The 12,730-nt window shown below is 58.3% G+C and carries 7 protein-coding genes and 1 pseudogene; 1 reads left to right on the top strand and 7 read right to left on the bottom strand.

The features are described 5' to 3' along the window. From KHQ28_RS02045 to lrp, 7 genes and pseudogenes are all read right to left on the bottom strand, one after another. A partial coding sequence (locus KHQ28_RS02045; protein ID WP_211777560.1) for a DMSO/selenate family reductase complex B subunit occupies positions 1-438 on the bottom strand: 438 nt, incomplete at its 3' end. A gap of 10 nt (positions 439-448) precedes the next feature. Then, positions 449-2,887, bottom strand: a complete 2,439-nt coding sequence (gene dmsA / locus KHQ28_RS02050; RefSeq protein ID WP_004147794.1) for a dimethylsulfoxide reductase subunit A — start codon at positions 2,885-2,887, stop codon at positions 449-451. 200 nt (positions 2,888-3,087) lie between these two features. Next, positions 3,088-4,380, bottom strand: coding sequence for a serine--tRNA ligase (gene serS, locus KHQ28_RS02055; protein WP_002898139.1), 1,293 nt, complete (start codon positions 4,378-4,380; stop codon positions 3,088-3,090). Positions 4,381-4,470: 90 nt separating this feature from the next. Further along, positions 4,471-5,814 (bottom strand): replication-associated recombination protein RarA, encoded by a 1,344-nt coding sequence (gene rarA, locus KHQ28_RS02060; protein WP_032419141.1) that lies wholly within the window; start codon positions 5,812-5,814, stop codon positions 4,471-4,473. Positions 5,815-5,822: 8 nt separating this feature from the next. Continuing rightward, positions 5,823-6,434, bottom strand: a complete 612-nt coding sequence (gene lolA, locus KHQ28_RS02065) for an outer membrane lipoprotein chaperone LolA (RefSeq protein ID WP_002898132.1) — start codon at positions 6,432-6,434, stop codon at positions 5,823-5,825. A 122-nt stretch (positions 6,435-6,556) separates the two neighbouring features. Further along, positions 6,557-10,595 (bottom strand): annotated as a pseudogene (ftsK, locus tag KHQ28_RS02070) (DNA translocase FtsK). A 135-nt stretch (positions 10,596-10,730) separates the two neighbouring features. Next, positions 10,731-11,225, bottom strand: coding sequence for a leucine-responsive transcriptional regulator Lrp (gene lrp / locus KHQ28_RS02075; RefSeq protein ID WP_000228469.1), 495 nt, complete (start codon positions 11,223-11,225; stop codon positions 10,731-10,733). Positions 11,226-11,757: 532 nt separating this feature from the next. On the opposite strand from lrp, the gene trxB reads away from it, so the two are divergent. Beyond that, complete coding sequence (trxB, locus tag KHQ28_RS02080; RefSeq protein ID WP_002898019.1) at positions 11,758-12,726, top strand: thioredoxin-disulfide reductase; 969 nt, start codon at positions 11,758-11,760, stop codon at positions 12,724-12,726. The last annotated feature ends 4 nt before the right edge of the window (positions 12,727-12,730 follow it).

Consider the following 12,730-nt stretch of genomic DNA (forward strand, 5'->3'; position numbering starts at 1 on the left):
CGGGCAGGACTCGACGCAGATCGGCTTTTTCCCCTCGGCGACGCGCTCGTGACAGCCATCGCACTTGGTCATATGGCCTTTGTCGGCGTTGTACTGTGGGGCGCCGTACGGGCAGGCCATATGGCAGTAGCGGCAGCCAATGCATACCTCTTCGTTGACCACCACAAAACCGTCTTCGCGCTTATGCATCGCGCCGCTCGGACAGACCTTGGTGCAGGCCGGATCTTCACAGTGGTTACAGGCGATGGAGAGGTAATAGGCAAACACGTTCTGCTGCCAGACGCCGTTGTCCTCCTGCCAGTCGCCGCCGGCATATTCATAGATGCGGCGGAAGCTGACCTCCGGGGTCAGGTTCTTGTAGTCCTTACAGGCCAGTTCGCAGGTTTTGCAACCGGTGCAACGGGCGGAATCAATAAAAAATCCATACTGAGTTGTCATCGGTTACTCCTTACAGCTTCTCAACCTGAACGAGGTTGGTATGCGACGGGTTTCCCTTCGCCAGCGGCGACGGACGCTGGGTGGTCAGCACGTTGATGCTGCCCGCCTGATCCACACGCGAGGCGTCCGGGTTGTACCAGGCCCCTTCCCCCAGCGCGACGACGCCCGGCATCATGCGCGGCGTCACCTTCGCTTCGATATGCACTTCACCCCGATCGTTGAAGATGCGAATACGATCGCCGTTGGCAATGCCGCGCTTGCGGGCATCGATCGGGTTAATCCACATCTCCTGCCGACAAGCGGCCTTCAGCACATCGACGTTGCCGTAGGTCGAGTGGACGCGAGATTTATAGTGGAAGCCGGTGAGCTGTAGCGGGTATTTCGCTGTCAGCGGATCGTTGTAGTTTTCGAAACCCGGGGTGTAGATCGGCAGCGGATCGATAACATCCCCTTCCGGCAGCTCCCAGGTGGCCGCGATTTTCGCCAGATCCTGCGAGTAAATTTCGATCTTGCCCGAAGGCGTGGTCAGCGGATTAGCCTGCGGATCCTCACGGAAGGCTTTGTAGGCCACATGATGACCTTGCGGATCGCGCTGCTTATAGATGCCCTGCTGACGGAAGGTGTCGAAATCCGGCAGGTCGGGAATCGCTTTGCGCGACTGCTCATACAGATAGCGCATCCAGCCTTCCTGGGTACGGCCCTCGGTAAACTGCTCTTCGACGCCCAGACGCTTTGCCAGTTCGCTGGTCATCTCATAGATGGTTTTGCATTCAAAGCGCGGCTTGATGGCCTGATCGGCAAAGATAACGTAGGACATGTTGCCGCAGGAGGCATCCAGCGCGAAATCCATCTGCTCGGAGGCGGTACAGTCCGGCAGCAGAATATCAGCGTATTTCGCCGAGGAGGTCATATGGCAGTCAATGACCACAATCATCTCGCATTTCTTGTCGTCCTGCAGGATTTCGTGGGTCCGGTTGATCTCAGAATGCTGGTTAATCAGACAGTTGCCCGCATAGTTCCAGATCATTTTGATCGGCACGTCGAGCTTATCTTTACCGCGTACGCCGTCGCGCAGAGCGGTCATTTCCGGGCCGCGCTCAATCGCATCGGTCCACATAAACATCGAGATACTGGTCTCAACCGGATTCTCCAGCGTCGGCATACGCTCAAAAGGCAGACTATACGAGCCCTCGCGCGCCCCGCTATTGCCGCCGTTGATCCCGACGTTACCCGTCAGAATGGCGAGCATTGAGATGGCGCGGGTGGCGATCTCACCGTTGGCGTGACGCTGCGGACCCCAGCCCTGGCTAATATAGGCCGGTTTGGCGGTGGCAATTTCGCGCGCCAGTTTAACAATGCGTTCGCGCGGAATACCGGTAATTGTCGAGGCCCACTCCGGCGTTTTGGCGATACCGTCAGTGCCCTGGCCAAGAATGTAAGCTTTGTAATGACCATTGGCTGGCGCACCGGCGGGCAGCGTTTTCTCGTCGTATCCCACGCAGTATTTATCGAGGAAAGGCTGGTCGACCAGATTCTCGGTGATCATCACCCACGCGAGGCCCGAAACCAGTGCCGCATCGGTCCCAGGACGAATCGGGATCCATTCATCTTCACGCCCGGCGCCGGTGTCGGTATAGCGCGGATCGATGATTATCATCCGGGCATTGGATTTCTGCCGCGCCTGTTCAAGGTAGTACGTCACCCCGCCGCCGCTCATCCGCGTTTCGCCGGGGTTATTGCCGAACAGCACCACCAGCTGACTGTTTTCAATATCCGATGGGCTGTTGCCGTCCGCCCAGCCGCCGTAGGTGTAATTCAGACCGGCAGCAATCTGCGCTGATGAATAGTCGCCATAATGGTTGAGATAGCCACCGCAGCAGTTCATCAGACGGGCAATCAGCGTTTTCCCCGGCGGCCAGGAGCGGGTCAGCGTCCCGCCGAGCGTGCCGGTGCCGTAGTTCAGATAGATGGATTCGTTGCCGTACTCTTTAATCAGCCGCTGCATATTGCTGGCGATGGTATCCAACGCCTCTTCCCAGCTGATTTGCTCGAACTTGCCCTCACCGCGTTTACCAACGCGCTTCATCGGGTACTTCAGACGGTCCGGATTATAGACCCGGCGGCGCATTGAACGCCCACGCAGGCAGGCGCGGACCTGGTGCAAACCGTCATAGTTATCATCACCGGTATTATCGGTTTCGACGTATTTAATCGCGCCATCCACCACGTGCATGCGCAGCGGGCAACGGCTACCGCAGTTGACGGTGCAGGCGCTCCAGACCACCTTCTCACTGGCGGGCGCCGGCGTATCGGCAGCATGCGACAGTCGGGTAAAGGGTAACGTTAGTGCGTTGCTGGCCAGCGCCAGGCCGCCTATTGCCGTGGTTTTCATCAGACCACGGCGGCTTACCTCAGCAGCCAGTAAAGCATCAGGGGCTTTAATTTTCATGGATACTCGCTTTGGTTGCTCACAATAAACTGACAAGCGTTATATAGACATATATATAATGCTTTGCGATATTATTGGTTTTTTATGCTGGTTTAATCCAAAGGGAGTATCACTGTATTCGCGAAAAGGATTATTGCCCGGTATCAATAAGGGCGTAAAAAAAGCGCCCGCAGGCGCTTTTAAAAGAAGGAGTGAGAAGTTTAGCCGATATATTCGAGGCCGCGCATATACGGGCGCAGCACTTCCGGGATCTCGATACGGCCATCAGCCTGCTGATAGTTTTCCATCAGCGCCACCAGGGTACGACCTACTGCCAGGCCAGAACCATTCAGGGTATGAACGAGACGGGTCTTCTTATCGGACTTGCTGCGGCAGCGAGCCTGCATACGACGCGCCTGGAAATCCCAGACGTTGGAGCAGGAGGAGATCTCACGATAAGTGTTTTGCGCCGGAACCCATACTTCGAGGTCATAGGTTTTGCAGGCGCTGAAGCCCATATCGCCGGTGCACAACGCGACCTTACGGTACGGCAGGCCCAGCAGCTGCAGCACTTTCTCGGCGTGACCGGTCATCTCTTCCAGCGCGGCCATAGAGTCTTCCGGGCGGACGATCTGCACCATTTCAACTTTATCGAACTGGTGCATACGGATCAGACCGCGGGTGTCGCGGCCATAGGAACCGGCTTCAGAGCGGAAGCACGGCGTATGGGCGGTCATTTTGATCGGTAGGTCGTCTTCATCGATGATTTCATCGCGCACCAGGTTGGTCAGCGGCACTTCCGCCGTCGGGATCAGCGCGTAGTTGCTGCTGTCAGCCTCTTCTTCCAGCGGACGGGTATGGAACAGGTCGCCGGCGAATTTCGGCAGCTGGCCAGTGCCATACAGGGTGTCCTGGTTTACCAGGTACGGGACATAGTTTTCGCTGTAGCCATGCTGTTCGGTGTGCAGATCCAGCATGAACTGCGCCAGGGCGCGGTGCAGACGGGCCAGCTGCCCTTTCATCACCACGAAGCGCGAGCCGGTGAGCTTAACGGCGGCGGCAAAATCCAGCCCCCCGTGCATTTCACCCAGCGTCACATGATCGCGCACCTCGAAATCGAACTGACGCGGCGTACCCCAGCGGCTAACTTCAACGTTGTCGTTTTCGTCGCGACCAACCGGCACATCATCATGAGGAATATTCGGGATCGCCAGCGCGATATCGCGAATTTCCGCCAGCAGCGTTTCCAGCTCGGATTTTGCAGCATCCAGTTGTTCGCCAAGCTTGTTAACTTCCAGGCGTAATGGCTCGATGTCTTCCCCGCGCGCTTTCGCCTGGCCAATGGATTTCGATCGGGAGTTACGCTCCGCCTGCAGGTTTTCCGTTTGCACCTGCAGAACTTTACGACGCTCTTCAAGCGCGCGAAGTTTATCTACATCCAGCTTAAAGCCCCGGCGTGCCAGTTTTTCTGCGACTGCGTCTGGCTCGGTACGCAGCAGATTGGGATCGAGCATGCTTATCCTGTGCTTATCGAATTAAAAAAGAAAAGTGGCCGCAGACTACGACCACGGAAATAGTGTAATAACCTTACCGCAACGCCTCAATTAGCGGTAGCGTTTTATCGGGCTATTTTGATCCTGTTCAGCGAGCCAGGCGAGCTTTTCGCCAATTTTACCCTCAAGCCCCCGGTTTGTCGGGTGATAATAGCGCGTTTGCGCCATTTCCTGCGGGAAATACTGCTCGCCGGCGGCATAGGCGTTGGGTTCGTCATGAGCGTAACGATACTCCTGGCCGTAGCCCATCTCTTTCATCAGCTTCGTCGGCGCATTGCGCAGATGCACCGGAACGTCGTAGTCAGGACGATCCCGCGCGTCGGCCAGCGCCGCTTTGAAGGCGGTGTACACCGCGTTGCTTTTCGGCGCGCAGGCCAGATAGACGATGGCCTGGGCAATCGCCCGTTCGCCTTCCGCCGGCCCGACGCGGGTAAAGCAGTCCCACGCCGAAATGGCGACCTGCATCGCCCGCGGGTCGGCGTTGCCGACATCTTCCGAGGCAATCGCCAGACAGCGGCGGGCAACATACAGCGGATCGCCGCCGGCGGTGATGATCCGCGCGTACCAGTAAAGTGCCGCATCCGGCGCGCTACCGCGCACCGACTTATGCAAGGCGGAAATCAAATCGTAGAACCGGTCGCCTTTGTTATCAAAGCGCGCGCTGCGCTCGCCAGCGATCTCGGTCAGCAGTTCCGCCTTCAGCACCCGCTTGCCCGAGTCATCGCTTTCGGCCATATCGGCCATCATTTCCAGGGTATTCAGCGCTCGCCGCGCGTCGCCATTCACTAGCTCGGCAATGGCCCTGCGGGTCTCATCCGGCAAAACGATATCCTGGCCGCCGTAGCCGCGGGTTTTGTCGTTCATCGCCTGGTCAAGCACCCGCTCGATATCGTCGGTGGTGAGCGATTTCAGTAAGTAGACGCGAGCGCGGGAGAGCAGCGCCGAGTTAAGCTCAAAGGAGGGGTTTTCGGTGGTCGCGCCAATAAAAGTAATGGTGCCGTCTTCAATATGCGGCAGAAAGGCATCCTGCTGGCTTTTATTAAAGCGATGCACTTCGTCAACAAACAGGATGGTTCGCCGGCCGGCGTTGCGATTTTGCCGCGCGCGCTCAATAGCCTCGCGAATCTCTTTCACCCCGGAGGTTACCGCTGAGATCCGTTCGACATCGGCGCTGGCGTAGCGGGCAATCACTTCCGCCAGAGTGGTCTTGCCGGTACCCGGCGGCCCCCAGAGGATCATCGAATGCAGGTGCCCGGCCTCAATGGCCCGCGGCAGGGGTTTACCCGGCGCCAGCAGGTGCTGCTGGCCAATATACTGCGCTAAATTTTCTGGCCGCATGCGAGCGGCCAGAGGTTGAAACGAGTTGTCGGAAAAATCGAGCGACAGATTGCTCACTTTCGCCTCTACTTACGTTGATCGTCCACCGTCACCCCTTTCGGCGGCGTAAAGGTGAACTTAGCTGCGTCGACGGCGCCGTTCTGCTGCGATTTCAGCTGATAGCTGCTGCGCTGATCATCCTGCTCGACGGCGCTGAACTGATGGATAGTGCCGTCCCGACCGACGTTGATCGTGAACTGCTTGAGGTTGCCGCTGCCGCTTTTTGGCGTCAGCACAAAATCATCGCCATTTTGCTTGATATTATATTGCTGCCAGTCGCTGGACTGGTTGCGGGCAATCAGCATAAACGGCGTGTTGCTGGTGGCGTCTTTCAGCCAGGTCGCCGTGGCCTGCTCGACGAACGGGTTATAGAACCACAGCGTTTTACCATCCGAAACGAGGACGCTCTCATCCGGCTGGGTCATATGCCAGTTAAACAGGTTCGGGCGTTTCACCCACAGGTCTCCCTGCCCGTCCTGCACGGCGTTACCGCTACCGTCGGTGACTTTTTGCGTGAAGCTGGCATGGAAGCTGCTCACTTTATCAAGACGGCTTTTTAAGTCGCTGGCCGCATCTGCCCAGACCTGGCTGACGACCATACCAGACAGTAATGCACAGGTGATTGCGAGTTTTTTCATTGTTCTTCCTTAATGTGCGTCACTCCCGACGCGGGAGCCTCTTCTGCCCCTACTGTAGGACCGCCGGCGGCGGCGGGACAGAAGAATTGGCTGATTTTGCGCTTATTTACCCAACTTTGCACTCATTCAAAGGGCGGCGGCGCCAGCACTTCGCGGTTACCGTTATGGCCCTGCTCGCTGACGATACCCTGCGCTTCCATCTGTTCGATAATACGCGCGGCACGGTTATAGCCGATGCGGAACTGACGCTGAACCCCGGAAATCGACGCTTTGCGCTTCTCGGTCACAAAGTTGACTGCCTGATCGAACAACGGATCCAGCTCTTCCCCGCCGTCGAAGCCGCCACCGCCGCCTTCGCTTTCGCTGTCGGAGGTAATGCCATCCACATATTGCGGGCGACCGCGGGCTTTCCAGTCCTGAACCACGGCGTGGACTTCCTGGTCGCGCACAAACGCCCCGTGGACGCGCACCGGCGTGGTAGAGTTCGGCCCGGAGTAAAGCATATCCCCCATACCCAGCAGCGATTCCGCGCCGCCCTGATCGAGAATGGTACGTGAGTCAATTTTACTCGACACGGTAAAGGCGATGCGCGTCGGGATGTTGGCCTTAATCAGGCCGGTAATAACATCTACCGACGGACGCTGTGTCGCCAGCACCAGGTGGATCCCCGCCGCGCGCGCTTTCTGCGCCAGGCGAGCGATCAGCTCTTCCACCTTTTTGCCGACAGTCATCATCAGATCGGCGAATTCATCCACCAGCACCACGATGTACGGCAGTTTTTCCAGCACCGGATGTACGGCGTCCATGCTGTCGCCAGGCTTCCAGTACGGATCCGGGATCGGACGTCCCATGCGCGCGGCTTCGGCGATCTTCTCGTTGTAGCCCGCCAGGTTACGCACGCCCAGCGCCGACATCAGCTTGTAGCGGCGCTCCATCTCATTGACGCTCCAGCGCAGCGCATTGGCGGCGTCTTTCATGTCGGTGACCACTTCCGTCAGCAGGTGCGGAATTCCTTCGTAGACCGACAGCTCGAGCATTTTCGGGTCGATCATAATGAAACGCACATCTTCCGGCTGCGCCTTGTAGAGCATGCTGAGGATCATGGCGTTGACGCCAACAGACTTACCGGAACCGGTGGTACCGGCCACCAGCAGATGCGGCATTTTCGCCAGATCGGCTACTACCGGATCGCCAGCGATGTCTTTACCCAGCACCACGGTGAGCGGAGATGGGTTATCACGGAACTTGGCGTTGTCGAGCACTTCACGCAGGTAGACGGTCTGGCGTTTTTTATTCGGCAGCTCAAGCCCGACATACGGTTTGCCCGGGATCACCTCCACCACGCGCACGGCGACCGTTGACAGCGATCGCGCCAGGTCCCGTGACAGGTTAGAGATCCGTGCGGCCTTAACGCCAGGCGCCAGATTCAGTTCGAAGCGGGTGATCACCGGCCCCGGTGAGTAGTTCACCACATCCGCTTTAATGCGGAAATCGGCGAGTCGCGCTTCCACCAGGCGTGCCATCTGCTCGAGAGCAAAGGTATCCACCGGCTCGACTTCACTCGGCGGCGGGGTAAGCAGATCCAGCGACGGCAGTGGCGTGGTCGGCTTTTGCAGCGGTCGACTATCGCCATTGCGCATCAGCAGCGGGTGGATCAGGCTCTCCTGCGGCTCAGGGGCGGCAGGCTGATGCCCCTGAGGGGCAACCGGTTGTTGCGGCTGTACGGGCTGCGACGCAGTCGGATAGGACTGCGGCTGCGGCGGCACAGGCTGATGGTGTATCGGCTGATGCTGCGCAGGCTGATAACTCTGCTGCGGAGCGGCCGCCGGTTGTTGATAGCGCTGGGCCGGCTGCTGCGGCTGGACTTCCGGCGTCGGCGTAAACAGCGGTTCGCTCGGGCCGTCATTGACCAACGTTTTCATCGGCGAGAATTCATAATCTGCCGGCGAGAACGGGTTGGCGCCCGGCGGCTGCTCGGTAGCGTACCGCTGCTGCTGGGTAGCGGCAAACTGACGCGCCAGCTCCGCTTCCGCCGCGGCGTCGGCCTCATCGTCATCAGTCGCCTTATCGTCTTCCCAGCGATGACCGTAGCGCTGCTGCTGGGTGGCGGCGAACTGGCGAGCCAGTTCATCCTGCTCCATAGCATCCGCTTCCTCATCCGAGAGCAGCTCATCATCATAATGCGGATCGCGCTCCGCCTGCCGCGCGCGCTGTTCCGCCTCCCGCTGCGACGGTAGCTTGATGCCGTAGGAGGCCAGTTCCCGACGCGTAGGAACACGCACGCGATTAGGCCGCGGTAGTTTTGGACCGATGCCCTCTTTCACCTGAACCCGTGGGCCGCTGGACGCCGGGCTGAACAATGGCGTAGCCGCAGCGGATGCGGCAGTGGACGAGGTTGCTGCCGCCGCGCCGCCGCTGGCGGCGGTAGCCTGATGCACCCCAGCCGCTACCGCAGAGACTACGGTTGTCTCCACTGGCGGTTTGGACGCAGTGGTCGGCGGCGTCAGCGGTTTAGTGGCAATCGGACTTTCCGGCTCAGGAATTGGCTGATACCAGGAGGCCAACAGCTCGCGTTCGCGCGCCCGCTTCTCTTCCACTTCCTCGAAATAATAGAGCGGCGGACGTTTCACTTCCTCCTGCACAACCTCGGGCTCTGGCTCCGGTGGGGGAACTGGCGCGCTTTGCGGCTGATACGCCGCTGGCTCCGGCTGATACGGCTGCGGCGCGGGCTGGCCGGCATGCGGGTCGTAAGCCGGCTGCTGGTAGGTCTGCGGCGCGGGCTGACCGGCATTCGGATCGTAAGCCGGCTGCTGATAGGTCTGAGGCGCAGGCTGACCGGCATAGGGATCGTAAGCCGGCTGCTGATACGGCGCTGGCTCAGGCTGATAGGCCTGCGGCGCAGGTTGACCGGCATCGCGGATCGTAAACCGGCTGTTGATACGGCGCTGGCTCAGGCTGATACGCCTGCGGTGCGGTTTGCCCCGCTGGCGGCTGATAAGCAGCCTGCTGGAACGGAGCGGGTTCAGGCTGATAGGCCTGCTGCGGCGGATAGCTGGCTTCCGGCTGATAAGCTGGCGCAGCGCCGTGATGGCCCACCGGTGATTCTGCCCACGCCTGCGGCGCGGCAGTAGCCGCCGCCGCTGCGCTTACCGGCTCAGCGATACTGTGGCCATTCAACAACGGATCGTAAGGGTCGAAATCGCCCGGGCGCACGGCGCTGGCGCCGGAGAACAGCACATCATCCTCTGCGGGACGCGCGGCGCTGGCGCCGGAAAACAGTACATCGTCGGCGGCAACAGGGGCCCCGCTGGCGCTGTATTGCACCACCTCTTCGCCGTCATCCATCCGTTTGCCGGAGAAAAGCGCAGCGTCGGTTTTACGCCCCATAGGGTTGGTAAACTTCTCGGCCAGACGCTTACGCCGCGCCAGCGCGCTGCGTAAGATACGGGCGCGACGCGATTCCTGCGGCCTGGCCGCCTCTTCGTCGTCGTACTCTTCCTCGTCGTCTTCGTATTCGCCTTCATCGACCCAGGTATCATCCCGACGGGTACGGTTGCTGGCAAAGGTGAGAACGGACAGGATGCCGCCGCCCAGCTTTTCCGCAATGCTGACCCACGACCAGCCGGTGAACAGCGTCAGCCCGGCCGCCCAGATACACAACAGGGCGATGGTGCCGCCGCTGCTGTGCAGCAGGGGTTGCAGCGTGGTGCTCAGCAGGCTGCCGATCACCCCGCCGGAGGCGAAGTACCAGATATCATCGGCGTTAATCGCCGCCAGACCACAGGAGGTCAGGATCAGGGCTAACGCACCGATGAGGCGAAGGGAAACGGCAAAATAATCAATGTATTCGTCGTTTTCCTGATGCCGCCAGGCAAACCAGCATCCGCCGATGATGATCACCGGGATGGTGTAGGCCATGACGCCAAAAATGAAAAAGAGGGTATCGGCAAGCCACGCGCCGGGGGCGCCGCCTAAATTATGAATAGGCTCATGCCATGCCGTTTGCGACCAGCTGGGGTCCGAGGGGTTAAAGCTCAGTAGTGCCGCCATCAGCCAGATGGCGAAGAGGGAGCAAAGGATGAGCATCGCCTCAAGGAGTCGGCGCCCGCTGCTGAGTTTGGTTAGTTTGACTTCTTTGTCTTCGGTGTATTCCTGGCTCAAGAAAGGCTCTCCAGGTATCAGGCTGTTTCCTGCCTGCTGCTAAAACGGACAACAGCGCCGGGTCTCCCCGGCACTGTTGCTGTATGGATTAACAGGAGTGTAATCAAACTACGTCGAGTTTGCACCTGTTCCGTGTTAGCGCGTCTTAATAACCAGACGATTACTTTGCTTGACTTCTTCCATTACCACGTAGGTACGGGTGTCGTTAACGCCCGGCAGGCGCAGCAAGGTCTCGCCCAGTAATTTACGATACGCTGACATATCCGGTACACGGGTTTTCAACAGATAGTCGAAATCACCGGAAACCAGATGACACTCTTGAATTTCTTCAAGTTTTTGCACTGCGGCGTTAAATTGCTCAAACACATCCGGTGCGCCACGATTCAGAGTAATCTCAACAAATACCAGAAGTGATGCATCCAGATAATGCGGGTTGAGCAGCGCCGTATAGCCCTGAATAAAACCCTGTCTTTCAAGACGACGCACACGCTCAAGGCAAGGCGTCGGAGAAAGTCCCACCCGTTTAGAAAGCTCGACGTTAGAAATTCGCCCATCTTTTTGCAATTCATTCAGGATGTTACGATCAATGCGGTCGAGATCTTTGCCAGGGCGCTTCTTGCTATCTACCATTATTATTGTCTCTCTGTATTCCTTCCCTACTCCTGTTCCGGCTCTGAGCCTTCACTGCCAGAGCCCATCCTGTTATCACCCGTACGACATTGGGTAACCCAGGGGTACGTGAGAAGCCCGTTGCCTGACGGCAGTCACCGACATCACGCATGGCGTCTGTCCACACCATGCGTAGATTTCGTTAACCCGGATAAAAATGGCATTTGCGTGCATGAAAATTCGCCGCACGCTAAATACTGCTTTTCTTCTTCCTTGAATGTTTTCGCAAAAGCACAGGTGATTGTCAAAGCAAAACATCGATTTTTAGTACAAGATGCCAGATATTCATCATCCGCCCTGGTTGATTCTCATTTTTTCGTCTTATAATTGTCCCGCCGACAGTAGAAATAGTTATATTCCTTGCCGGGAAAATCACCAATTCATTGGCAGCTTCTATTGCACACATCGTTAACAAAATCGCTGTGCTCTTTTTTTACGACAACAAATTCCCTACAATCCCAGCCCAATGTATGCCAATTATTATGGGGATCTCATGGGCACAGCCAAACACAGTAAACTGCTTATCCTTGGTTCTGGACCTGCGGGATACACCGCGGCGGTCTATGCCGCACGCGCCAACCTGCAGCCGGTGCTGATCACCGGGATGGAAAAAGGCGGTCAGCTGACCACCACGACGGAAGTGGAAAACTGGCCAGGCGATCCGAACGATCTCACCGGTCCGCTGCTGATGGAGCGCATGCACGAGCATGCCGCAAAATTCGAAACCGAGATCATTTTCGACCATATCAGCCGCGTCGATTTGCAAAACCGCCCGTTCCGTCTGACAGGCGACAGCGGCGAGTACACCTGTGACGCGCTGATCATCGCCACCGGCGCTTCCGCCCGTTACCTGGGCCTGCCTTCCGAAGAAGCCTTCAAAGGCCGCGGCGTTTCCGCGTGCGCTACCTGCGACGGATTCTTCTATCGCAACCAGAAAGTGGCGGTGATCGGCGGCGGCAACACCGCAGTGGAAGAGGCTCTGTATCTGTCGAATATCGCCTCTGAGGTACACCTGATCCACCGTCGCGATTCCTTCCGTGCGGAAAAAATCCTCATCAAACGCCTGATGGATAAAGTGGCAAGCGGCAACATCGTGCTGCATACCGATCGTACCCTCGAAGAGGTGACCGGCGACCAGATGGGCGTCAGCGGCCTGCGCCTGCGCGATACCAAAAACAGCGACAATGTCGAGTCCCTGGAAGTGGCTGGTTTATTTGTCGCCATCGGCCACAGCCCGAACACCGCCATCTTTGAGGGCCAGCTGGAGCTGGAGAACGGCTACATCAAAGTGCAGTCCGGTATCCACGGCAATGCGACCCAGACCAGCATCCCGGGCGTGTTCGCCGCCGGCGATGTCATGGACCATATCTATCGTCAGGCCATCACTTCTGCGGGCACCGGCTGCATGGCGGCGCTGGATGCGGAGCGTTACCTCGACGGTTTGGCTGACGCTTGCAAATAATCTT

This window comes from Klebsiella sp. 28, from assembly GCF_018223905.1.
In the GTDB taxonomy this organism is placed as follows: Bacteria; Pseudomonadota; Gammaproteobacteria; order Enterobacterales; family Enterobacteriaceae; genus Klebsiella; species Klebsiella pneumoniae.